This is a genomic window from Acinetobacter haemolyticus (genome assembly GCF_003323815.1).
GTDB classification, from domain to species: Bacteria; Pseudomonadota; Gammaproteobacteria; order Pseudomonadales; family Moraxellaceae; genus Acinetobacter; species Acinetobacter haemolyticus.
Genome location: NZ_CP030880.1, coordinates 581,759 through 606,713, shown reverse-complemented (window position 1 = coordinate 606,713; position 24,955 = coordinate 581,759). Strand labels below are relative to the sequence as shown.

The following is a 24,955-nucleotide window of genomic DNA, read 5'->3' as shown; positions in this document are numbered from 1 at the left end:
TCCTTTATCGAAAAATCCCCTTTAAGTTAGGGGATTTTTTATTTCTTTTTCACCACTTTGCATAATGCTGTTCTAACAAGCCATATTGCTGATCCAACTGTACCAATTCAATTTGTTCACGTTCTATCGTACCACTGACTTTGGCTTGCCATTGATTAAACTGACTGCCAATTAAACGTAGATTAATATTTTCAAAACGACACCACCCCGTTTCGATGACTAAGTTTAAACAGCCCCCCAAAGAACGAATCGACCACGTTTTTTCATTCTGATGTTCAAATAAAACATCTGTGAGTGGATATAAACGCCCATCTACCCATAACGCATTTTCATTGCCAAAACTTTCATTGACACCTGATGCAAGATTAAGCCCAATCCGACGCCCTTGCGCATCACGAAATTGACAGGACAACCAAAACCAAGCCGTTTCTGGTCGTAAAAAACCACAAGTATCATCTAAAGCAGCCAGACTTTGGGCATCGAACTCTATCCGTTGCTGATCAGGACTAATAAAAAATCCCTCGACCGCCAGCGTTGTTTGCTTTTGGGTATACGTCCAACCATTTATTCCTGTCGGGCTACATAAACTCAGTGCATCTGTTCCAGCACAAAAAATACGCGCTTTCAGTTGTATCTCGCCGTATTTCGTGACCTGAATATAGCGCACGCCATTGGCATGTTGTATGTCAAACTGATAAGACGATTTTTTAAAATGACTTTGGCTAAATAGTGGTTGTTCATCAAGTTGTGTATTGATCGCCAAAGGTTGAATTGCATTCCACTCGATGACTTTGCCCGATAGATGGTCGTAAACATAGAAAAAACCATGGCCAGCCCACGATAAATCAACGATCGCAATTCCAATACTAAAATGCGCATGTTGCAAACCACAGAATTTGAATTTTTTATACTTAAGGTGCTTACGCCACCCTTTCAGCACCTGACCATAAGGCGTTTTATAAATATAGTCGTCAATATTAATTCGTGATGGTACTTGATCGAAACGCCCATAACGCGGCTGACCATTGGCTTGTATCAAATCCATTTTTCGTTCCTTGATTTTGCAGCTTCGTGTTGCTTAATCACATCCACGCCAATAATAGACGGGAAATTGTACAATTGACTATCATTTTTGCATCAATATTAATTCCTTGGATGTACCCACCAATCGATGTACTGCCTACATACAGCTATCATCGCTCACTATTTCATCAAAGGTTCATACTGATCTTTTATCTTTAAAAACAATCTTATACCACTTGATCAAAAAATCATGAAAACACGTACTATTTTTAAGGTAAATGCATTGTGCGTCATGTTATTGGCACTCACTGCTTGTAATGACAATGATGATAAACAGTCACCCAAAGTTGAACGTAAGAATCAAACGATTAACGTGCTTGCTTTCAACGACTTTCATGGAAATTTAGAACCACCGAAGCGGTTTATTGAAGCTGAAGATCCACATGATCATAGTCAAACAGTACGCATTCCAGTTGGTGGTGTCAGTTATTTTGCCGATGCAATTAAGAAACTTCGTGCCCAATATCCAAATAATGCGGTCGTTTCTGCTGGCGATTTGATTAGTGCCTCACCATTAATTTCATCACTATTTTTAGATGAACCTACCATTGAGGCAATGAATGATATTCAAATTGATTTCAATGCGGTTGGAAACCATGAGTTTGATCGTGGGACAGATGAACTTCGCCGCTTACAAAATGGTGGTTGCCAACAGTATACCACCACAAAACCTTGTCAAATTAATCCAAACTTCTCAGGAGCAAAGTTTGAATTTTTGGCAGCCAATGTTTCGATGAAAGCTGATCCCCAAAAGACGTTGTTCCCAGCTTATAAAGTCAAAACGTATGGCGGTATTCCAGTCGCCTTCATTGGTTTAACACTCGAAGCGACGCCAAGTATTGTTTCTGCGGCAGGTATTACCGATGTAAATTTCCATGACGAAGCAGATACCGTCAATGCGTTGATTCCAGAATTAAAAAAACAAGGTATTGAAGCAATTGTGATGGTGGTACACGAAGGGGTGGCTCCAAGTACCAAGTTTAATCAAAAAACATGTGAAGGTCTGAGTGGGCCACTGATCGACGTGCTTGAACGTCTCGATCCAGCCGTAGATGTCGTTGTTTCTGGTCACACCCATCAATCCTATATATGTGATTATGCAACCAAAAATCCAGCCAAGCCTTTTCTACTCACTTCAGCAGGTCAATACGGCACAATCATTACCAATATCCAACTTGAACTCGATGGAAAAACTGGTGATGTCATCAAAAAAGATGCTTCTCAAGTTCCTGTACAAAGTGAAAGCTATACCTCTGGTACAACGACAGTCAACCTCACAGATCTTTATCAAAAATTTAGTAAAACACCGAGCATTGAAGCAATTTTAGATAAATATCGCCCTGCGGTAGCGACCATTTCTGCACGTGTGGTCGGCTCAGCAACCAGTGTAATTGATCGCAATCGTACTGAAAGCGGTGAAACTGCATTGGGTAATTTGATTGCAGATGCGCAACAAGCAGCAGCGCTTGCAGCCAGCAACCAAGGATCAGATTTTACTTTGATGAATCCGGGCGGCGTCCGCGCAGATCTATTGATAAATGGCAATAATCAAATCACCTTTGGGGATGTGTTCAGTGTCCAACCCTTTGGAAATTCGTTGGTCACACTCAGCTTAACAGGCAAACAAATCCGTGAACTATTAGAACAACAATGGTCTGGGGCAAATGCAAGCACTCCTCGAATACTACAACCATCGAAAGAATTGAGTTATTCCTATAAACAAGATGCTTCAGTATCACCTCGTGCTAGCAATATTATGATTGCTGGACAAGCATTGGTCGATACCCAGACTTATCGCGTTACTGTGAACAGCTTTATTGCCGATGGTGGTGATAACTTCACGGTTTTAAAACAGGGTAAAAATCCTATTGGGGGAGGTCAAGATATTGACGTGTTAGAGCGTTATATCAGCCAGAACTCTCCACTGACCGCACCAAAGACAGATCGAATCAAACTAATCCCATAGCTCTACAAAAAATAGGGAGGCAAATGCCTCCCTATTTTTTTCAGTGAGATTTACATCTCAACCATTTCAACACCATCAATACGTGCAACCGTCATCAAGTCTTTATCACCACGGCCTGAAACCGTTGCAATAATGATCTGATCCTTTGACATGGTTGGCGCAAGTTTGGTGACATAAGCCATCGCATGTGAGCTTTCTAGCGCAGGAATAATCCCTTCAATCTTAGTCAAATCACGGAAACCTTGTAAGGCCTCATCATCATTGATTGGCACATATTCCACACGGTTCATATCTTTGAGGAAACTATGTTCAGGACCTACGCCTGGATAATCCAGACCCGCAGAAATACTGTGTGTTTCAATGATCTGACCTTGCGCATCTGACATCAAATAAGTACGGTTACCATGTAAAACACCCACATGACCAGCATTCAATGGCGCAGAGTGTTTACCTGTTTCAATACCATAACCAGCCGCTTCAACACCATACATTTTCACATCTTGATCATTCAAGAATGGATAGAACAAGCCCATCGCATTTGAACCACCACCCACACAAGCGACCAAAGCATCTGGTAAACGCCCTGCTTGCTCTTGGATTTGACGGCGCGCTTCACGACCAATAATCGACTGGAAATCACGTACAAGTTGCGGATATGGATGTGGCCCTGCAACCGTTCCAATCACATAATAGGTGCTATCAACATTGGTTACCCAGTCACGCATCGCTTCATTCATGGCATCTTTCAATGTTTTTGAACCACTTTGCACTGGAACTACGGTCGCACCCAACAAACGCATACGGTATACATTCATGGCTTGACGTTTTACGTCTTCAGCGCCCATATATACCACACATTCCATGCCCAACCGTGCGGCGATTGTAGCTGTCGCCACACCGTGTTGACCTGCACCTGTTTCCGCGATGATACGCTTCTTACCTGACAACTTTGCCAATAACGCTTGACCAATGGTATTGTTCACTTTGTGCGAACCTGTATGATTCAGGTCTTCACGTTTCAGGTAAATTTGCGCACCGCCGAGGTGCTGAGACCATCGCTCAGCATAATAAAGAGGACTAGGACGACCAACATAAAACGCAAGATCACGATCAAACTCTGCTAGAAACTGAGCATCATTTTTCATACGACCATAAAGACTTTCTAAGTCTTCAAGTGCAGCCATAAGCGTTTCTGACACAAAACGCCCACCATGAATACCAAAATGCCCTTGAGCATCTGGAAACTGGGTGTAGTCAATCGCCTGATTTTGTTGACTAAGGTTTTGCTGATCCACGTTGGACTCCTTGCATAAATTTTTCAATGAGTTGTTGGTCTTTTATACCTTTTGCGGACTCGACGCCTCCGCTGACATCTACAGCAAAAGCCGCTGTAGTATCAATAGCTTCACTCACATTTTCAGGGGTTAAGCCCCCTGCCAAGATTAGTGGAATTTCAATTTGAGGGAATTTATTCCAATCAAAGCAATGACCAGTGCCACCTTTTAATTCAGGATGCCATGCATCCAAGAGAACAGCACTAGCTCCGACAGCTTGATAACGTTGAATTTCGGTCAAAATATCTAAATCAGGTTTAACCTGAATCGCTTTGTACCAACGACGTTTACATTGCTGAGCAATCTGTTGGCACTGTTCAGGAGTTTCATCTCCATGCAGTTGTAATACATCCAAAGGAACTGAATCAAGCACTGTTTGTATTTCTTCTACGCTTGCATTTACAAATAAACCAACCAACTGAACATAAGCGGGTACTGCATTTGCCAATACTTTTGCTTGTTCAATACTGACATGACGCGGGCTTGGCGGGAAAAATACAAAACCGATTGCATCCGCCCCTGCTTGTACTACAGCTTGAACATCTTGTAGTCGAGTAATACCACAAATTTTGGCGCGAGTTCGCAGTTGATGTTGGCGCATGCTCTGTCCAATTTTAATTTGAATATTTTAAAACTTTCGCATTGTAAAGCAATTTGACCCGGTTGGGGAAAAGTTGATTTCGAAATGCAATTGTTTAAAAAACGTTAACACTTTATACTTTGCGTAATCTTGCAACAAGTCTAAAGCAAATTCTTTTGCTTATAGGGAAGTTGGTGGAATTCCAACACTGCCCTCGCAACGGTAACACCGTATTATTAATCTTAGCTCTACGCCAAATCACTGCATCAGAATGATGTGGGAAGATGATTAATAGCATCATTCTTGTGATGATATAGTGAAGTCCGGAGACCTGCTTGTTGTTTATTTCCACATTATCATTCACGACGGGTGAATGTCTGGAGTACGCATGTCTACTGTCTTTCAACCAACTCGCCTCGTTGGTGCTATCGCTATTGCGATGGGGTTTTCTTCACCTGCTTTGGCTCAAGAGCAATCAACAAATAAAACTGCAACGCTTGATACAATTGTTGTCACGGCATCAAAAATACCAGAATCAGTTAAAAACGTACCCGCTCGTATTTCTGTAATTGGTGAAAAGAATATTTCACAATCACCAATCAAAACACTTCCTCAAATTTTAACTCAAGAAGCCAGTTTAAATGTTAAACAAACTGGGGGATATGGACAAACTGCTTCAGTTTCAATTCGCGGTGCAAATCCATCTCAAACTTTATTTTTACAAGATGGAATGCGTTCAAATATCGCAACTGTCACAGGAACAAACTTACATTTGTTTGATCTGACAGATATTGAAAGAATTGAGGTATTAAAAGGTGCAGCCTCTGTACAATATGGAACAGATGCGATTGGTGGTGTGATTCAACTGATTTCAAAAATACCGCAAAAAAATCAAATTTTCACTACCATTGAAGCAGGTGAAAAAAACACTTATAAATCTATTTTAGGTATCGATCTTGCTCAAGATGGTTACTATGCTCAACTTCGTGGACAACGTTTTGAAACTGATGGTGATAAAATTATCAGCAATGAAGAACGTAAAGCCAGCTATGACCAAAAAGGTTATGCTGCAAAAGTTGGTGTAGAACAAGAGCAATATGCTTTTTCAGCAGAAGCTAAAGAAAATAAGGGACATGGTGATTTTTTTTCTTATGGTGCAGCACAAGGTTATGATTTCGTAAATCGTTTATATAATGTGAAAGCTCGTATCAATCTAAATAATAATGTGATTTTAAATACTCGTTTGTCGCAATTTGATGATCAATATAATAGTGTAGGTCAAGCAGCCTTTCCTTCTATTCTAAAAACAAAGCAACAAGAAGTTGACTCTAATATTCAATGGAAATTTACGCCATCACAAAATATTTTGGCAGGGATCGAATATAATGATACAACCGCTAAGAAAGTTGTGGCTTACATAGGCGACAGTACATTTAATAATCATAATGAAACGATTGGTTATTATTTGCAACACCAATATCAAGAAGATGGCATCAGTACACAAGCAGGTCTGCGAGTTGAAGATAATCAGCAATTTGGTACACATACTGTTGGACAATTGGCAGGACGGTTTCAAATTACTCCTCATACCAGTATTTATTCCAATATTGGTACAGCATTTAAAGCACCAGTTGTCGGACAACTTATCACAGAACCTTCATGGTGGGGTGGAAATCCTGATTTAAAACCAGAGGAAAGCATCAGCTATGAACTTGGTTTCGATCAACAGTTAAATACTGGATTGCAAATCTATGGCTCAGTTTATCAAACCAAAATCGATAATTTACAAGTCTCTTCTGCTAAAACGGGTTATAAGTATTACAACATTGATAAAGCAACCTTAACAGGCACGGAACTTGGTTTAAAATGGAGCTTAAACCATTGGTTTATAAATGGTGAATATGCCTATATTCGCCCTAAAAATGATAAAACCGATCAAGATTTACCAAACCGCTCACGCCAAAACTTTAGTTTAAGCACAGGTTGGGATAATGGCATTTATGGTTTATCCACAGTAATGGAAGCAAAAGGAAAATCGAAAGATCTACAAGATATTGCTGGACATGTCAGTCTAGATGTCAATGCATATTGGCAAATCACTCCAAATATTAAAGCCTTTAGCAATATCAGCAATTTGACTGATACTATTTATCCAACTGCTTGGAACAATGAAGTAAAGTCTTATTATATAGCTAGCGGTCGCCTTGCATCTATGGGTGTCACATTCCGTTATTAATCCTGCTCTAAAATAATAAAAACATTTTCTTCACTCCAGTTTCGGGGTAATGTTCTGACCGACATTATCCCCTTTTTATTTTCAGGATCAGAGAAACAAAACTATGGGACATCGTTTAAGTAAAATATATACACGTACAGGTGACTCAGGTACCACAGGTCTGGGAGATGGTTCCCGCGTTGCCAAAGATGATTTACGTATTGCCGCGCTCGGTGATGTCGATGAACTCAATGCAACCATTGGTGTACTTCGCGCACAAATCAGTGCCAGCCAAATTGAAAATAAAGCGCATTGGGATAAAAGTTTAAGCTTGATTCAGCATTGGTTATTTGATTTAGGCGGTGAAGTCTGCATTCCAAACTATCATTTACTTCAACCCGTATGCATCGACTTTCTGGAACAAGAAATTGATCGTATGAATGAGTCTTTACCTATGTTAAAAGACTTCATTTTACCATCAGGAAGTTTGGCATGTAGCTATGCCCATCAAGCCCGTGCAGTATGTCGTCGTGCTGAACGTGCTTTATTGTCGGTACACAATCGTGACCAAAATATCCAAGCCACAGCCTTACAATTACTGAATCGCTTATCCGACTGGTTGTTTGTTGCCTCACGTGCCTTGCAACGTGCCGAAGGTGGTAGCGAAATGCTGTGGCAAAAAAACATTAATGACAGTATCGATCCAGCATAATCATTTCCAAGGTGAATAAAGATGCGAATTATTGGTCATCGTGGTGCACGTGGTGAAGCGCCTGAAAATACCTTAGGTGGATTCCGCTATCTGCATGGGCTTGGCATTCGTGCAGTCGAGTTTGACGTTCGTCAGCTTAACGATGACCAACTCATCGTAATTCATGATGATGATTTTGTTCGGACTACTGGGCGCTTACAACATGTAGAAAGTTGTAATCTGCTAGAAGCCCAACAATTTGATCATCGCCATCAGTGGCAAGACTGGAAAACTGAAGAATTTACGCCGAGTTTAAAACAGGTTATGGATTGTTTAATCGACTTTGAGCATATCGAAGTTGAAGTAAAATCAGTCGTTGATGAGGTTGCGGCTGAACGGCTGATTATAAAACTACAGCAAGAACTACAAGGTTTTGAAAAAACAGCAACCATTACCAGCTTTGATACAAAAATTTTAGATGCATTACAGCAACATCAGAGCACTTTTAAACGAGGACTCTTGGTCGAAGTTCCGATTGGTGAATATGCAATCGAACTTGCACATCAGTATCAATGTCGTCAAATTGGTTGGAAAGATCAACTCGCTACAGATGAAATCATTCAACTGACCCAGCAAGCGCAATTAGATATTAGTGTTTGGACAGTAAATGATGTTGAACGTGCTATGCATTTACAACAGCTTGGTATTCAAGGTTTGATTACTGATATTCCTCAAACAATGTTGCAGCATTTTTCACAATAAAAATAAAATGGTGGAGACCACTCCACCATTTTTTATCATTTCTTACGTTGTGCTTGTATTAAGCGTTGCCCTCTAGCATCCAATAAATAGAGGTTGGTTCCATCATATTGAAAACGCTCGACTCGCTGAATCGCATCCATCAACTCTGCTTCTTGTGCCAAAGACTTATTACAACTGTAATGCCCTGCTCTCACATCGAAATCAAGTTTACGTTGAGCAAAATCATAGCTATAACGCCCATAAATATTATTACATCCAGTATGCCCTGCAACACTTTTACTCACAGAGTTCAATGTAAAACTTGGAAATTGACTAAAGAACAATGCCCGTTTGTTGTGAATCATTGTAATTTGCCAATCAACATCTTGAATTCCATCACTACTCTTACGAACCTGCATTGGTGGAAGTGTATGTGACGGTTTAGGTTGTAAAGTATTTTTTTGCACTTTTGAAGGTTGGCTCTGGCAAGCAGCCACCATCAAAACACTAGAAAATATTAAAGTTTTGTGAACAAATGCCTTTATAGAGAAAATAGGATTTTTCACGATAATTTGCTCAGACATTGATTTATTTCACCTTTTAATAAATTAACCTGTTCGGCAAACGAATTCTGTTACTGTTCTTTCGATACAACTGTAGAATAATACTAGTGCTTATTGATTTGAGCATGCTAATATCAGGACTAAAATAGCAATATATCGTAAAGATTGGTCTTGCTATCTCGTTTAGTTTTATTATCTTGTGCAAACAAGGTTGTTAGGAGCGCTGCCGGATATGAATTCCGCCCCACTCAAAAAAGCACCCATTAACTGGACTGCTAGCATTACCTTAATTGGAACCCCAATTCTTGCTGCTATTTTAATTCCTTTATACGCTTATTATTATGATTTTAGTGTAAGCGCATGGGTAAGTTTATTCTTCCTCTTAGCATTGAGTAGTTTAGGCATCACAGCGGGTTACCATCGCTTATGGGCACATCGTGCTTATGAAGCATCTTTACCCTTAAAAATTCTATTGATGATTGGTGGAACTTTTGCCGTTCAAAACAGTATTCTGTTCTGGGCTTCTGGACACCGTACCCATCACCGTCATGTCGATGATGTAGATCAAGACCCATACTCGATCAAACGTGGTTTTTGGTATGCACATTTAGGTTGGATGATCCGCGATCATTCACCGTCTCAACCTGATTTCAAAAACTCACCAGATTTGCTCAATGACAAACTCGTGATGTTCCAACACAAGTACTATGTCCCGATGGTCATTGCGGTTCATGTTGGTTTATTGGGTGGTATTGGCTGGGCTGTTGGTGATGTTTGGGGCGTAGTTCTACTAGGTGGTCTACTGCGCTTGATTATCAGTCATCATGTTACCTTCTTTATTAACTCACTCTGTCATATGTGGGGCAAACGTCCTTATACTGATGAAAATACGGCACGAGACAACTTCGTCTTAGCGATTTTCACTTGGGGTGAGGGTTATCACAATTACCATCATATCTTCCAATACGACTATCGTAATGGTGTGAAATGGTGGCAATATGACCCAACAAAATGGTTAATTTGGACCAGCTCTAAATTAGGTCTAGCTAAAAATTTACGTCGTATTCCGAGCTTTAATATTCAAAAAGCTGAGTTAGCGATGAAATTTAAATATGCTGAACAAGACTTGGCCATTTATGGACATGATGTAAACACAGATATCGTGCAAATGAAGCAACGTATTGCTCAAGAATACGAAGCATTTACCCATACATTAAATGATTGGGCAAAGCTTAAAGAGCAAGAGCTACAAGCTAAAAAAGCAGCGATGGCAGAAAAGATTCATCAAATCGACCATAAATTAAAAGTTGATTTCCAATTACTTGAGCATCGTCTTGCTCATCATCGTGAGTGCTTAGAAACTTTAATGCGTAATATCAAAAAAGCACCTGTTTCTGAGTAAACATAAATGATAAAAAATGGTCTCTTTAAAGAGGCCATTTTTTATATCTATCAGGTGCAAATCCGCCCCTGCTTCTCATCGCTGCCAAGCTGAAAATTTGCTATAGTCATTCTTCGCTCATACTTTTGATGCTTCTCTTATGCAGTTTAATCCACGCTACTCTTCTCTCGATACAAAGCTTTTTCATCAACAGCAACCAAGCCCATTACGCGGTGCTAAAGCAGGTCATTTCAATGAAGCCTTAGCCGATGAATTACAATGGAGTGCAGAGGATAAAGCCAACTGGGTTGAGATTTGTAGTGGACAAAAAACCTTTGCTGAGTTTCCTCCTTTAGCTATGGTTTATGCAGGGCATCAATTCGGACAGTGGGCAGGTCAACTGGGTGATGGACGAGGATTGCTGATCGGACAAATTCTAGATCACCATGGACAAACCATAGACCTTCATCTAAAAGGAGCAGGCTCTACGCCCTACTCTCGTATGGGGGATGGAAGAGCTGTATTACGTTCCGTGATTCGTGAATATCTTGCTGGACATGCGTTAAATGCACTTGGTGTCGCATCGAGTCATGCTGTGGGCTTCACCACCTCATCCCAAGGCGTACAACGTGAAACATTAGAACTCGGTGCAATGCTTTTACGTACATCTGACTGCCATATTCGTTTCGGTCATTTCGAGTGGATTAACCAATATGCACCAGCACTTTTAGCTGATTTCATGCAGAAGTGTATCGAATGGCACTATCCAGAATGCTTAGATGCAGATAATCCAATTCTTGCTTTTGCCCAGAAAGTGATTGAGCGTACCGCTATCATGATCGCAAAATGGCAACTGGTTGGTTTTGCGCATGGGGTGATGAATACCGATAATTTAAATATTACAGGTTCAACTTTAGATTTTGGTCCTTATGGATTTATGGAACGCTTCCGTCCAAACTGGATCAATAACCATTCAGACTATCAAGGTCGATACACCTACCAAAATCAGCCAAGCATTGGCCATTGGAATCTTTGGACTTGGTTAAATAATCTGATTCCTCTGGCAACACCTGAAAATAAAGAACAGTTCAAACTGGATTTAGCAAAATGTCTGGAACAATTTGAACCTATTTTCTTGGAGCATTACGGCCAAGGTTTATGTCAAAAGATGGGATTGCCTCATTTCCACAAAGATAGTCTGGATTGTAGTTTTGCATTCTTGAGAATTCTTCAAACAGAACAACTCGACTACACTCAAAGTTTTATTCGCTTACAAAATCAGGAATATAAAATACTACGTGATGATTGTTTGGATTTACGTCAATTTGATGCCTTTCTCCAACAATATCAAGAAATACGTAAACATCAGGATATCGACGCATTAGATCACGCTATGCAACAAGCAAATCCACACTATGTATTACGCAATCATATGGCGCAAAAAGCCATCGAGCTTGCAGAACGTGGAGATTTTAGCGAAGTTGATCGTTTGTTTAAGTTACTGAATCTACCTTATAGCAAACAACCTGATCTAGAAACGGCTGAAGATATTGCTCCTTTGCCGAGTGACGTCCCTGAGATTTCTGTTAGTTGTTCATCCTAAAAGGATCAGTATGCAAAAGGAATAAAAAAACAATGAAACCTTGGATAGCGATATGTGCCAGTATCATTATTTTGCTGATTGGGATAGGGCTATATGTTTACAGAGCCTATATTCCAAGCACAATGATGCCGACAGGCTCTGTCATGCCACAATCATTATCCGACGAGGAAATCATATACATTAGAGACAACACCCCGATTACCAAGATTGAAGTGTTTAAGCATCAACGGATCTTACAACTCAAGCATCACAACGAGATTATTCGTGAGTATCCAATGCGCTTAGGGTTTAATCCTTTGGGTCATAAACAATTCGAGGGGGATGGAAAAACACCTGAAGGGACATATAGCATCGACTGGCGCAATCCCAATAGCGCCTATTATAAATCGTTGCATATTTCCTATCCAAATGAACAAGATGCCGCTTATGCTAAACAACAAGGACGATCAGCAGGTGGAGATATTATGATTCATGGTAGTGTGCCAAAGGAATATCTTAATTTACCAACCAGTATGACTTATTTTCCTCAGGGAGATTGGACACTTGGTTGTATTGCGGTTAGAAATATTGATATGGATGAAATCTGGCAATTGGTGGATAACAATACTCAAATCGTAATCCACCCATAATGCTCTAAATGACCCTAAATAACTGTAGATATAAGCAGCACAAAGCTCAGAAAAATATCCACATTTTCTGTGGATAAACTTGTGGTTATCCACAGGATAAAAGCATTAGAATAAATGAGTACTATTCAGATGCTCAAAACAAATTAAGATAGTTATCCATCCTCTCTTTTAGGAAATGAGTAGCTATGACAAAATAAGCAAAATATAAATGAGATCTTAAAAATGTATCGAACAACATTAATAAAAACAATTTTTGCGTGTGTCTTTTTAAGTTTTAGTTGTTCTTCACTCGCCGCCCCATTGTCAATCTCAAATGAAGATACCCAAGTAATTTCGAGATCCGCTCTAGGCGCTTGGGTACTAAAACAAGACTTAAAACAACCTCGCATGAACTGTGCGATTCGATTTATACCCTTACAGGATTCAGAGACTAGTTTTTCCATTTTCGGGCCAACCAAACAATCGTCGAGTGCGACCATTTTGTTTCAAGGAAAAAATATCCCAACAGCCCGCTCCCCTCAAGATGCACGTGTTGAACTGGTACAAAAAAAATTAGCCTCAACGCCACTTAAAGCTCAAATTTTACCGAGTCAAAATACAGGAATACTTGCAGTCAGTACTGGAGACATTCATCAAACCCTAAAATCCATGCGTGATGCTGAACACGATCTACAATTGCGCCTCAATCATGCAACCATTTTCAGCTTAGATTATGACGGTCTTGCTCTAGCGCGTAATGCCATGCTGGATTGTATTGCAGGTAACACAGTCAAAACCAAAACATTGAAACAGGCTACAGCTGAAATTCGACCATTGGGTAACTCAACTATTACTGGACAAGCTTTTTACAAAGGTGCAATTCTTGCGAAAAAGCAATACCCGCCAAAAGGAAGTCAAGCAGTTGGATTAATCTGGATGACAGATGAGTTTAAAGCATGGTACGAACAAGTTAAGCGCAATCAAAAGATTCCTGAGCAAATTCCTGAGAACATTCTTAAACATTTTATGTCTACACGTATTTTAGATGATCAAGGACATTTTAAATTCACTAATCTACCCGCAGGTGAATACATCCTCGTTGCAAATTTTTCTTATGAAAAAAGTGTTAGCCGTACTGAAGTTGTAGGAAGAACCGATGTCTATGTAGGCAATCAACATATTGGTTCAAATGATCAGATTGCACACTGGAGCTATGTGATTAAAGAAGGTACTTCCTTTGAAAAACCCGTAACCATTCCAAAAGATGGCGATAGTGTAAATATAATTTTAGACAAATCCCAAATCATGTGTTTCTTGGTTTGTTTCTAAGTTTATATGTTGATTAAGCTTGCCTTATTAAGACTCTAAGGCAAGCTTTTAGATTATTCAGGATATTCAAAACGATAACCTACACCATACACCGCTTGAATCCATTCATGGCGATTGCCTGTGTCCGCAGCTTCTGAGATCTTACGACGCAGGTTTTTTATATGACTATCAATCACGCGATCTGCCACATCAAAACTGTCAGGATTAATATGATCTAATAATTGTGCACGCGAATAGACCTGCCCTAAGTGCTCTAAGAATAACTCAAGTAAACGAAACTCTGTTGGTGTCAAAGTCAGTGCTTTTTGTTGATACCAAATACGTTGCTGAGCCTTATCGATGCGGAATAAATCATTTTGCTCTGGTTCGGCCTTACGCTCTAAACGACGGAGTACCGCTTGTACTCTCGCAACTAATTCTTTCGGGCTAAATGGCTTACAGATATAGTCGTCAGCACCCATGTTCAAACCCAAAACACGATCAATTTCTTCAGTTCGTGCGGTTACCATAATAATCGGTAAATCTGACTGCTCGCGCACTTTACGGCAAATGGTCAAACCATCCATACGTGGCACCATCAAATCCAAGATCATCAAACTTGGTTTGCGTTGCTGAAATTGGGTATAAGCATCTTGACCATCATGAAACATGCTCACTTCAAAACCAGCAGCTTCTAAATAGTCACGAACGAGCTGAGCCAGTTCAACCTCATCTTCCACCAACATAATATGTTTCATGATTTTCATCCTATTTTACGATCCTCAAACCGAGGACTACGACGTTATTTAATTTGTTTTGGGAACGTGAGTACACAGCGTAATCCACCTAATGGGGAATGCTCGAACGTCAGTGCACCACCTAATGCTTGTGCGAGTTTAGTCGAGAGTGCCAAGCCTAAACCTGTACCACCTGTACTGCGTGTACGTGAATCATCAACCCGATAGAATCGCTCACCAAGACGTGCCAATTGCTCATCACTCACCCCCAAAGGACTATCATCCACATACAATATCCATTGTTGTTGATCTTGTTGAGTGTGAATCTGTATTTTTCCGCCTTTTTCGGTATAACGCACACAGTTTCCAAGTAAATTCACGATAATCTGTTTAAAACGATCACGATCTAAGGACAACAATGCCCCCTCACCTAATAATTCAACTTCGAGCTGATGTTGCTCAAAAGTCGATTTAAAATTTTCTACTTCTTGTAGTACGACATCCCAAGGATTGACTTCAGCAAAATAACATTTCAGTTGTTGTGCTTCCGCCTGCGCTAAATCTGCTAGGTCCTGAGTTAGTTTCTTTAAACTGGATACTTGACGCATCATTGCCTCAAGATGTTCTGGTGTCGCTTTTCGAATTCCATCCTGCATTGCCTCAATTTGCGCTTGCAATACTGCTAATGGTGTCTTCAACTCATGTGAAGTATCCGCCACCCATTGACGGCGAGATTGCTCATGCTGATGTAAAATATCGGCTAAATGATTCAATTGATTCGATAGATCACCGAGTTCATCGTTTCGCTTGATCATCACCTGATGTTGATAATTACCACGGGTTAATTCCAACGTTGCTTGCAACAAACGTTGAATCGGCTTTTTAAAATAAGTGGCCATTAGTAAGGCGGCAACCAGACTCGATAGCAATGTAAGTGCGTAAACCAAAAGTAAATAACGCTTTTGATTACTAAAGAAATTGATACTAGAAGCATCATCCTGATCTAAAACAGGTTTCAGACCGAGATAACCCACTACTTTTTCATCTACGACAATAGGACGATACGACAACTGATCCGATGATGGTTCACCCACAATGAATTGTTGATTTTCATTGTATAACGATAGACGAGAGCTTAATCCTAAACGATCGGGTATTGATACAAAACGCTTTTTCGCTTGCGTATTTACATTAGCACTGTTGGTTTTGTTTTCTTGTTCGTCCTCCGAGCCTTCTTTTTTCAAACGAAATTGGCTAGGACTTAGTGGAAAGCGCAACCCCTCAAAAGGTTGATATTCTGATGGTAAATTCTGTTTTAAAACCTGTAATTCTTCTTCATTAAAGATCTGACGACTTCTGATCTCGGCATTATTTTGCGTCAACGTTGGTGAAAGGTTTAACAATGTGTGTTCATTAAAATAACGTTGTTGTAAAGCAATATCATATTGTCTACGCAACCACCACTGTGAAAGACGATCATAATCATCAGGTGCGGCGGTTCCTTCAATTTGTAAAATTTGTGCCTGAATCGCATTGCCCCAGTCATGATATATTCTATAAACGTTACCAAGATTGGCAATCAAACGATCCAACTTCTGCATTTCAACGTCAGCAACATAACGTGCAAAGTTTTTTTGCATCGTCCAATGCAACACGCCTAAGCTAATCGTTGCGATCAGCAAGGTCGTGAGTAACACTGTGAGAAATAAGCGCAAAGCGATCGGAACACGACGAACATTCAAAATTTAAGTCTCAATATTGTTCTACTTATGAATTGTACCCAACATGCTTCAAAAAAACTCTCCATTGTTTCTTCATCTTTATTATCTAATCTTTATCCATCAAATCACAATCAATGATATAGGATATAGCGATGAACAAAACTAGACTCGTTATGATGACGGCACTATTTGGTTCTGCGATGGGTTTAGCAGCTTGCCAATCAACAACAGCACAAAAACCGTCAATAGAAGCAGAGCAGCGTCATGCTCACCAAAAACGTGAACTTACACCAGAACAACATGCTGAGTGGCAAGCCAAACGTGAACAACGCTTAGAACATCGTGAACAAATGCGAGCGAAACATAAAGCGGAGCGAGCAAAAGTAGAACAAGCTTGCCAAGGGAAAAAAATTGGTGAGCGTGTCAATGTTCAGTTGAATAATCGTGTAATCGAAGGAACTTGTGAAGTACGCTTTACGCCTGATAAATCACAATTTAAACGACAAAGTAATGCAACAACTTAATTCAAATCACCGTTGATACAGGCGCATTGAAGCGCCTTTTTTAGTGGTGGAATTTAGTATAAAAATCACATTTTTACTGCTTTACACAGCTGCTTACGATTTTAGCGATCGAATTTGAGTAAAAAACTCAAAAAACACATACAATCTCAGTGCTTAAACAGGCTACATAACAATCTTTGACTTAGCAGTCACTAAGAAATGACCTGTAATAGCTTGTACCGAACTATAACTTGTTGCACGATTAGCGGTACAAAATGGTGCCATTGGGCACATTTATCATTGACTAAGATTATAACTCTGGTTTCACCAGTATTGAGGAACCCGCTATGCCACAATACAAAGCACCCTTACGTGATATGCAGTTCGTATTGCACGAATTATTAAATGCTGAAGCACATTACGCAAAACTGCCTGCATTTCAAGGCACCGTAAGCCGTGAATTGGTTGATCAATATTTAGAAGCAGCGGCTGATTTCTGTGAGAATGAGCTTTCTCCATTAAACCAAGTTGGCGACCGTGAAGGTTGTACTTGGAATGACGGTGTTGTGACTACGCCTACAGGTTTTAAAGAAGCGTATCAAAAATATATCGAACTCGGTTTCCCATCACTTTCTGCAGATGAAGAATTTGGCGGACAAGCATTACCAAACTCTTTAGGGATCACCATCTCTGAAATGGTAGGCACAGCAAACTGGTCTTGGGGTATGTACCCTGGTCTTTCTCACGGTGCTGTACGTACTTTAGAACATCATGGTTCTGACGAGCAAAAAGCAACTTACTTACCAAACCTTGTTTCAGGTGTTTGGACAGGTACCATGTGTTTGACTGAATCTCATGCAGGTTCAGACCTTGGTATTATCCGTACCAAAGCAGAACCAAATGATGATGGTAGCTACGCAATCTCTGGCGAGAAAATCTTTATCTCTGCTGGTGAACATGACATGGCTGACAATATCATCCATATCGTTCTTGCACGTTTACCAGGTGCTCCAAAAGGCACTAAAGGTATTTCATTATTCATCGTACCAAAATTCAACTTAAATGCAGACGGTTCTATTGGTGAGCGTAATGCGGTTCGTTGTGGTTCGATTGAACACAAAATGGGTATCCATGGTAACGCAACTTGTGTAATCAACTTTGATAAAGCAAAAGGTTACTTAATCGGACCTGAAAACCGTGGCTTAAACTGCATGTTCACATTTATGAACACTGCACGTATCGGTACTGCGGTTCAAGGTTTATCTGCTTCTGAATCTTCTTTCCAAGGCGCTTTGGCTTATGCGAAAGATCGCTTAGCAATGCGTTCACTTTCTGGTCCTAAAGCACCAGAAAAAGAAGCAGATCCAATCATTGTTCACCCAGCTGTTCGCAACATGCTTTTAACTCAAAAGTCATTTGCTGAAGGTGGTCGTGCGCTGGTTTACTTATTGGCTCAATATGCTGATATCGTTGAAAAAGGCGAAACAGAAGAAGAGCGTAAGTTTGCTGACAACATCTTATCGTTGTTAACACCAATTGCTAAAGCATTCTTAACTGAAACTGGTTCTGAATCTGCGAAGCACGGTGTACAAGTCTTTGGTGGTCACGGTTTCATTTCTGAACACGGTATGGAGCAAATCGTACGTGATACACGTATTGCTTGCTTATACGAAGGTACAACTGAGATTCAAGCACTTGACTTGTTAGGTCGTAAAGTATTGCAAACTCAAGGTGCAATGCTGAAAGATTTCACCAAGATCATCCATAAATTTGTTGAAGCGAACAAAGACAATGCAGCAATGCAAGAATTTGTTGCGCCATTGGCTGCTGCTAACAAAGAATGGGGCGACATCACCATGCAAATCGGTATGCGTGCAATGCAAAATCCTGATGAAGTAGGTGCAGCTGCAGTTGATTACCTATACTTTGCTGGCTATGTAACGCTTGCGTACTTATGGGCGCGTATGGCACTTGTTGCACAAGAGAAATTGGCAGAAGGCACAACTGACGTAGACTTCTACAATGCGAAAATTACCACTGCACGTTTCTACTTCAAGAAGATCTTGCCACGTATTCGCTCTCACGTAGACGTTCTTTCAACAGGTGTTGAGCCATTGTTTGAACTTGATGCGGAACACTTCGCGTTCTAATCATAGATTAGAATGAGATGCAACGTTCATCACAAAAAAAGGACTGGTCAGTTTTGACCGTCCTTTTTTTGTTTAATCAATGCTAAATTTACCTTATTCATTTATTTGTTCGTTTTATTTGATCACTTTGCACATGACCTGTGCGTAGAAGGGAACGATTATGCCAATTTACAATGCTCCTTTAGCAGACATGAAATTCATCTTAAATGATGTATTTAAAGCAGAACAATTTTGGCAGTCTAATGAGAAACTTGCTCATGTAGATGCTGCAACCGCAGAAGCAATTTTAGAAGAAATGGCAAAATTTGCCCAAAACGTCACTCACCCACTGAACCGTACAGGCGATGAAGAAGGCGCGCGTTGGGAAAATGGTGATGTATTTACACCTGCTGGTTTTAAAGAAGCTTTCCGTCAATATGCTGAAGGCGGTTGGATCGGCTTAGGTGCGGATGAAGAATGGGGCGGTCAGGCAATGCCTAAAATGCTGACTGTACTTTCTGATGAAATGTTATTCGCAACCAACCCATCATTCATGCTCTACCCGCTTCTTTCTGTGGGTGCTGGTATGGCATTAAATAGCTATGCATCACAAGAGCAAAAAGAAACTTATTTACCTAAAATCTACTCTGGTGAATGGTCAGGTACCATGTGCTTAACTGAGCCACATGCAGGTACAGATTTAGGGATTATCAAAACTAAAGCTGAACGTAACGAAGATGGTACTTATAACATCACTGGTACTAAAATCTTCATCACTGGCGGTGACAACGACCTAGCTGAAAACATCATTCACTTGGTACTTGCAAAAACCCCTGATGCGCCAGCTGGTTCACGTGGTATTTCTTTATTCATCGTACCAAAGTACCTTGTAAATGAAGATGGTTCGTTAGGTGAACGCAATCCAGTAGGTCCTGGTTCAATCGAACACAAAATGGGGATCAAAGCCTCTGCGACTTGTGTCATGAACTTTGACGGTGCAAAAGGCTACCTCGTTGGTAAAGAAAACGAAGGTCTTGCAGCGATGTTCGTGATGATGAACTACGAACGTTTATCGATGGGTATCCAAGGTCTTGGTGCTTCTGAATTTGCTTACCAAAATGCAGCACAGTATGCGACTGATCGTCTACAAGGCCGTAGCGCAGCTGGGGTTCAATCTCCAAACAAACCGGCTGACAGCATCTTAGTTCACGGTGATGTACGTCGTATGTTGCTCAATGTTCGTGCCAACAATGAAGCATCTCGTGCATTTGCAGTTTACGTAGGTCAGCAACTCGACATCACTAAATTCTCGACTGATCCAGAAGCAGTGAAAAAAGCCAATGATCGCGTTGCGCTGTTAACGCCAATCGCAAAAGCGTACCTCACAGATACTGCATTCCAAGCAACCTTAGATGCACAAATGGTATTTGGTGGTCACGGCTATATCCGTGAATGGGGCATGGAACAATGTATTCGTGATCTTCGTATTGCTCAGATCTACGAAGGCACCAACGGTGTTCAGTCTCAGGATTTAATTGGTCGTAAAGTGATTAAAAATGGCGGTGCATTTATCGCTGAATACATCACTGAAATCCGTGACTTTGCCAATACATTAGACGCAGATTTGAACTTCATCAAAGATGCAACTTTAGATGCGGCGACAGAAATTGAAGCAGTCACTCAGTTTATCATTGAACAAGCTGCGGAAAATGTAGAGTTCCCGAACTCAGCTGCGGTTGATTACTTGCATGCGGTTGGCTTACTCAGCTTTGCCTATATGTTCGCAAAAATCGCTGCTGCTGCGAAAGACAAGTCTGGTGATTTCTACCAAAGCAAGCTTGCTTTAGCTCAATATTTCGTAACACGTATTTTACCTGAACTAGAATCACGTATTAAGAAAGTTGAAGCTGGTTCTGACTTAATCATGAGCTTTAGTGAAGACTATTTCACAAATCAAGCTTAATCACTGAATTGAACAAAAAGCGTCTGAATATTCAGGCGCTTTTTTTCATCAAATTTTATAAAACAGCATAGAAATTGCATAACAGACTTATCATCGCGCTGAGAGTCACTATTGCAATGCCTACTCAAAAAGATAAAAAACTGGAAAATTTACAACGCTTGTCTGATCGTTTTGGTCATTATGCGGTTGAGGCTTTTCATTATATTGCCTTATTCATCATTGGCTGCATGATCGCATGGTCAGCCGTGCATACTGTGATTGAGATGCTCACCGTCAAACAATATGCAAGCATCGATGACATTCTTCTACTATTTATTTATCTTGAACTGGGGGCAATGGTTGGCATTTACTTCAAAACCAATCATATGCCTGTCCGCTTTTTAATTTATATTGCCATTACCGCTCTGACTCGCTTATTGATTGCCGACATTCAGCACCATCATAAAGCATCAATAGATCTTGTGATTATTACTGGTTCGATTCTAATCCTAGCTTTTGCAATTCTCGTGGTTCGTTTTGCATCATGGCACTACCCATCAGTACTTCGCGGTAAAGATCAAGAACATACTGTGTCCGCCAATAAAATCCCGAAACCCCAAGATGACGAATTAGCATAAAAAAAAGCAGGCCACAGCCTGCTTGAATTTTGTCTCTAGTTTATGCGACACGATACACGCGGTATTTAGAATCAACTAAGATATAACGACCTTGTATCTTTATCCATTGATAACCACGTGGTGGTTGATACAAACGATGTTGACGATAATTAGAGATCACATAACGGCTATTGCGGAACTGAGAAGGTACACGTTCACCACGTTTAAATGTAATACGTTGCCCATAATGATTCCCACGATCCGCATTTGACCAATGTGGTGGCTTACGTTGGTCTTTACGATGGTCATAACGGTCGTAACGATGGTCATAACGATCTCTATGATCATGTTTCCATTGGTTTGACGGCTCTGCCACAGCACATGCAGACATACCTAACATTATTGTTGAAACTAGTAGTGCTAATGTCTTTTTCATTCTTTGATCCTCTGCTCTTTGATCTGAAGTCAGATTAAAAGAAACTCTGGGAGAAACCATGAACAAAAGCTTGGACATTGCAAAACTTTGTAATCATTTCCAAGAAATTATGGAGACTGATTGAAGCTGTCCATTATTGGTACACTGAGCATATCAACGGATAATTTCAATGGTGTAATTATCATCCGTCACCAAAAAGTAACGACCATCGACCACAACCCAATGGCGGCCTCGTGGTGGTTCACGTAATGAATAATATCCCCAATCTCGCACCACATAACGTTCATTTCTAAACTCAGCAGGTAATGCATTTCCAACAACAAACGATTCACGGCGATAGCGATATTCTGTTTGTGTATCAGGATAATATTCTATTCGTACTCGAGGTTGTGGATAGCGCGGATATGGATGGCTATTTTGATAAGGTTGATAGTAATAGCCTTTAGGTGGAGCAGTTGGCGTATAGCGCTGATTAGAAAATGCAAAAGGATCTTGCGCAGGTTGCTGATAAGAAGGTGTAGTTTGATGATAAGACCGACGTTCTACACCACTATAACCACCCCATGCATTATCAGCATAAGTCATCGCTGAAAAGTAGCTCAGCAAACCGATCATACCATGTCGATAATATTTTGATTGCAGCATTGCCCTATCCTCATAAGGACTATCATTACAATATTTTAGAACAAAAAATCTACAGAGACTGTTACATTGTTTGCCATTTCAATTTGATTTAGGATGAAATAAGGAGACACTTTTTAGCTGACTTTTAGAATGTGCTAGAATCTATTTTTGAGTTTTGAGTCAATAGCTGTGTCGGAAATGAACTTTGATCGTCTCTATCAATTTTTTTGTAAAGTTCCTAGCGTTCAAGAATCACGTATTGTTGCGCATGGCTCAGATGGTCAACATGCATGGTGGTTTAAATTCAATATCGATGTAGAACATCCACTCGCATGGCAAACCGTTCAGGAACTCGGACATGTATTGAACTATTTATCGACCAATGAACGTTTACCTACACAGTTTTTCCCAGTTTCTCCCCCACCGTATATGAATGGCGAGCCAAAAGACTTTTTGGCTTGGGTAATTCAATGCAATCATCCTGAGTTTAATCCAGACGTGATTTGTGATTGGTTAGAAGCACGTTTACCCAATCCAGTAGACGAAGTAGGACAATGGAAAATTCAAACAGACCTAAGCGAATTAGAGCAACTTGCAGATAAAGATTTGGATCAGTTGATCCCGCCGAGTGCCTAAAGAAATATCCCCCCCTCTTATCAAAAGAGGGGTTATAAGCATTAAAAAGTCGATAAACCTGACCACTCCATAAAGCGATACAACCAGTATTTTCCTTTCGATTCATCCGCATACTTTACATAATCAACCGTGATTTGACGTGCATTCTGATTCTCCCACGATGAATCAAAATACTGCTGAGCATCTTTAAACACTGGCGCTTGTGTAGAACCAAACACTCGCATATTGGTTTCGAGATTATAATTTTTTAGATTACGTGCGGTTAAGTTAGCAGAACCCAAAATCAACTCGGCATGTTGTTTATCGTATTTTAATAACATTTTACTATGACACTGCTCGCCACGGGTATCACACCAACGTATTGGAATGCCTACAGCATTCAATTCAGAAGCGACTTGTCGATTAGGCATGCCATTCTTCTGACGTCCGAAAGCATCTTTATTGGGATCAAGAATAATCCTAATCTTTGCGCCCCGTTGTTGTGCCTGTTTCAACGCATTGATAATTTTTCTTTCAGACAGATAAAACATTGCAACATCTAAATATTCATCTTTCTCAGTACCTTCAATCATTTTCAGAACAGCTGTGTAAATTGCTTTTTCAGTCAGTACTTGAACTTGAGGGAGACTTTTATCTTCAGTTAGGCCGCCCATAATCACGATCGGGCTTCCCCCGTGTGACATCTGTGCAACCGTTTGCTCTGTTTGCAGCATATCAATTGCTGTTGCGCCGTCTACGACTAGTGCAACATTACTATGACGCGAACTGCCATCATGTGGATTTGCCGAAGTGACTAAACTTTTCCAACCTGAATCTGTATCCACAACCAAGGTTTTACGATGATTGGCCTTAAAATTAAACAGCGATAAATAACTACGCAAAGTTATTTTTTGCTCACCAAATGGGTTGTTTAACCATCCTCGATTTGGGTTATTCCCTAAGTCCTGACAACAGATATACCAAAATCCAGACCATAGTGGATTTGAGGCGCGCAAGGGTTTCAAGTCTGTTTCAATGACTTGAATACCTGCTTGGCGTAATTGAGCATAATGTGTTGGAGCAATCCCACCATAAACCGAGTTAATTGGATCCGTGATCAGCACCACCTGTATTTGTGGGTTTTCTTGACGTTTGACCACCAACGCATCTGTTAATTGTTGCATTAATGGGCGCTGCTGGACTTTTGACTTTCCGACTTCCTGATTAAAAAGAAACATATCCAGCACAATGGTGGTTTTAGCCTCGTTAATCAGTTGCAACATTTCATCAAAAATGTGTTGATCAACCTGTTGCTGTCCCTGCGTATCTAGATAGGTTTGATCCGCTAAAAATTTCACATTGGCATGGCGAAGTGGTCCAGTAAAATCCAATCCTTTCGGAAGTGGTTTTACTGTGTGGTAAATTGCAGAAGCAAGATACCCGATCACCAAAATACTTAATATGACTGCCATGTAACGCCGACCTGACCAGTTTAATTTTTGATGGATTCGTTGGAAGATACGCATATAAAAAGAAAAAGCCCTAGCCTAATGAATTA

General features: G+C 40.4%; 22 protein-coding genes and 1 riboswitch. Of the genes, 13 read left to right on the top strand and 9 right to left on the bottom strand.

All coding sequences use genetic code 11. The features are described from left to right. Positions 1-49 precede the first annotated feature (49 nt). Positions 50-1,045 carry a DUF2804 domain-containing protein gene (locus DS737_RS02885; protein WP_113996719.1) on the bottom strand — a complete coding sequence of 332 codons (996 nt, stop codon included), beginning with the start codon at positions 1,043-1,045 and terminating at the stop codon, positions 50-52. Between the two features lie 228 nt (positions 1,046-1,273). Here DS737_RS02885 and DS737_RS02880 point away from each other — a divergent pair, with 228 nt between their 5' ends. After that, entirely contained in the window at positions 1,274-3,049 is a 1,776-nt protein-coding gene (locus DS737_RS02880) for a bifunctional metallophosphatase/5'-nucleotidase (protein ID WP_113996718.1), read from the top strand. Positions 3,050-3,099: 50 nt separating this feature from the next. Here DS737_RS02880 and trpB read toward each other — a convergent pair whose 3' ends face one another. Continuing rightward, complete coding sequence (gene trpB, locus DS737_RS02875; protein WP_004640735.1) at positions 3,100-4,344, bottom strand: tryptophan synthase subunit beta; 1,245 nt, start codon at positions 4,342-4,344, stop codon at positions 3,100-3,102. Next, positions 4,325-4,984 carry a phosphoribosylanthranilate isomerase gene (locus tag DS737_RS02870; protein WP_005083299.1) on the bottom strand — a complete coding sequence of 220 codons (660 nt, stop codon included), beginning with the start codon at positions 4,982-4,984 and terminating at the stop codon, positions 4,325-4,327. The genes trpB and DS737_RS02870 overlap by 20 nt, the downstream gene beginning before the upstream one ends. A gap of 119 nt (positions 4,985-5,103) precedes the next feature. Then, positions 5,104-5,316, top strand: a riboswitch (cobalamin riboswitch). Between the two features lie 35 nt (positions 5,317-5,351). On the opposite strand from DS737_RS02870, the gene DS737_RS02865 reads away from it, so the two are divergent. From DS737_RS02865 to DS737_RS02855, 3 genes are all read left to right on the top strand, one after another. Continuing rightward, a complete protein-coding gene (locus DS737_RS02865; protein WP_113996717.1) occupies positions 5,352-7,199 on the top strand; it encodes a TonB-dependent receptor plug domain-containing protein in 1,848 nt (615 codons plus the stop codon). A gap of 103 nt (positions 7,200-7,302) precedes the next feature. After that, complete coding sequence (locus tag DS737_RS02860) at positions 7,303-7,890, top strand: cob(I)yrinic acid a,c-diamide adenosyltransferase (RefSeq protein WP_113996716.1); 588 nt, start codon at positions 7,303-7,305, stop codon at positions 7,888-7,890. A gap of 21 nt (positions 7,891-7,911) precedes the next feature. Then, a complete protein-coding gene (locus DS737_RS02855) occupies positions 7,912-8,631 on the top strand; it encodes a glycerophosphodiester phosphodiesterase (RefSeq protein ID WP_113996715.1) in 720 nt (239 codons plus the stop codon). 35 nt (positions 8,632-8,666) lie between these two features. Here the strand turns inward: DS737_RS02855 and DS737_RS02850 are convergent, their stop codons facing one another. Next, positions 8,667-9,194, bottom strand: a complete 528-nt coding sequence (locus tag DS737_RS02850) for an META domain-containing protein (protein ID WP_004640743.1) — start codon at positions 9,192-9,194, stop codon at positions 8,667-8,669. 211 nt (positions 9,195-9,405) lie between these two features. On the opposite strand from DS737_RS02850, the gene DS737_RS02845 reads away from it, so the two are divergent. From DS737_RS02845 to DS737_RS02830, 4 genes are all read left to right on the top strand, one after another. After that, on the top strand, positions 9,406-10,575 hold the full coding sequence (locus tag DS737_RS02845; RefSeq protein WP_005089185.1) for an acyl-CoA desaturase: 1,170 nt from the start codon (positions 9,406-9,408) through the stop codon (positions 10,573-10,575). A gap of 139 nt (positions 10,576-10,714) precedes the next feature. Beyond that, complete coding sequence (locus tag DS737_RS02840; RefSeq protein ID WP_113996714.1) at positions 10,715-12,157, top strand: protein adenylyltransferase SelO; 1,443 nt, start codon at positions 10,715-10,717, stop codon at positions 12,155-12,157. A gap of 32 nt (positions 12,158-12,189) precedes the next feature. Further along, entirely contained in the window at positions 12,190-12,786 is a 597-nt protein-coding gene (locus tag DS737_RS02835) for a L,D-transpeptidase family protein (RefSeq protein ID WP_042874462.1), read from the top strand. A gap of 222 nt (positions 12,787-13,008) precedes the next feature. Next, on the top strand, positions 13,009-14,094 hold the full coding sequence (locus DS737_RS02830) for a peptidase associated/transthyretin-like domain-containing protein (RefSeq protein WP_113996713.1): 1,086 nt from the start codon (positions 13,009-13,011) through the stop codon (positions 14,092-14,094). A 53-nt stretch (positions 14,095-14,147) separates the two neighbouring features. On the opposite strand, the gene DS737_RS02825 is transcribed toward DS737_RS02830, so the two are convergent. Next, positions 14,148-14,831: a response regulator gene (locus tag DS737_RS02825; RefSeq protein WP_005083316.1), complete on the bottom strand. Its 684-nt coding sequence runs from the start codon at positions 14,829-14,831 to the stop codon at positions 14,148-14,150. 44 nt (positions 14,832-14,875) lie between these two features. Next, positions 14,876-16,552: a sensor histidine kinase efflux regulator BaeS gene (gene baeS, locus DS737_RS02820; protein WP_004640752.1), complete on the bottom strand. Its 1,677-nt coding sequence runs from the start codon at positions 16,550-16,552 to the stop codon at positions 14,876-14,878. A 131-nt stretch (positions 16,553-16,683) separates the two neighbouring features. On the opposite strand from baeS, the gene DS737_RS02815 reads away from it, so the two are divergent. The 4 genes from DS737_RS02815 to DS737_RS02800 all read left to right on the top strand — a co-directional run bounded on the left by DS737_RS02815 (position 16,684) and on the right by DS737_RS02800 (position 21,743). Then, positions 16,684-17,055 carry a heavy-metal resistance gene (locus tag DS737_RS02815; protein WP_113996712.1) on the top strand — a complete coding sequence of 124 codons (372 nt, stop codon included), beginning with the start codon at positions 16,684-16,686 and terminating at the stop codon, positions 17,053-17,055. Positions 17,056-17,381: 326 nt separating this feature from the next. Further along, the gene (locus tag DS737_RS02810; protein WP_005089176.1) at positions 17,382-19,184 is read left to right on the top strand and encodes an acyl-CoA dehydrogenase C-terminal domain-containing protein; all 1,803 of its coding nucleotides are present in this window, start codon (positions 17,382-17,384) and stop codon (positions 19,182-19,184) included. Positions 19,185-19,344: 160 nt separating this feature from the next. Next, positions 19,345-21,126 (top strand): acyl-CoA dehydrogenase C-terminal domain-containing protein, encoded by a 1,782-nt coding sequence (locus DS737_RS02805; RefSeq protein WP_004640759.1) that lies wholly within the window; start codon positions 19,345-19,347, stop codon positions 21,124-21,126. A 116-nt stretch (positions 21,127-21,242) separates the two neighbouring features. Further along, positions 21,243-21,743 carry a phosphate-starvation-inducible protein PsiE gene (locus DS737_RS02800; RefSeq protein ID WP_113996711.1) on the top strand — a complete coding sequence of 167 codons (501 nt, stop codon included), beginning with the start codon at positions 21,243-21,245 and terminating at the stop codon, positions 21,741-21,743. Positions 21,744-21,783: 40 nt separating this feature from the next. Here the strand turns inward: DS737_RS02800 and DS737_RS02795 are convergent, their stop codons facing one another. Together DS737_RS02795 and DS737_RS02790 are read right to left on the bottom strand one after the other, a co-directional pair. Then, complete coding sequence (locus DS737_RS02795) at positions 21,784-22,158, bottom strand: RcnB family protein (RefSeq protein ID WP_113996710.1); 375 nt, start codon at positions 22,156-22,158, stop codon at positions 21,784-21,786. A 153-nt stretch (positions 22,159-22,311) separates the two neighbouring features. Next, the gene (locus DS737_RS02790; protein ID WP_113996709.1) at positions 22,312-22,803 is read right to left on the bottom strand and encodes an RcnB family protein; all 492 of its coding nucleotides are present in this window, start codon (positions 22,801-22,803) and stop codon (positions 22,312-22,314) included. A 168-nt stretch (positions 22,804-22,971) separates the two neighbouring features. Between DS737_RS02790 and DS737_RS02785 the strand changes: the two genes are divergently transcribed. After that, on the top strand, positions 22,972-23,418 hold the full coding sequence (locus DS737_RS02785) for a hypothetical protein (protein WP_171065834.1): 447 nt from the start codon (positions 22,972-22,974) through the stop codon (positions 23,416-23,418). 41 nt (positions 23,419-23,459) lie between these two features. On the opposite strand, the gene DS737_RS02780 is transcribed toward DS737_RS02785, so the two are convergent. Continuing rightward, entirely contained in the window at positions 23,460-24,923 is a 1,464-nt protein-coding gene (locus tag DS737_RS02780; protein ID WP_113996708.1) for a phospholipase D family protein, read from the bottom strand. Positions 24,924-24,955 lie beyond the last annotated feature (32 nt).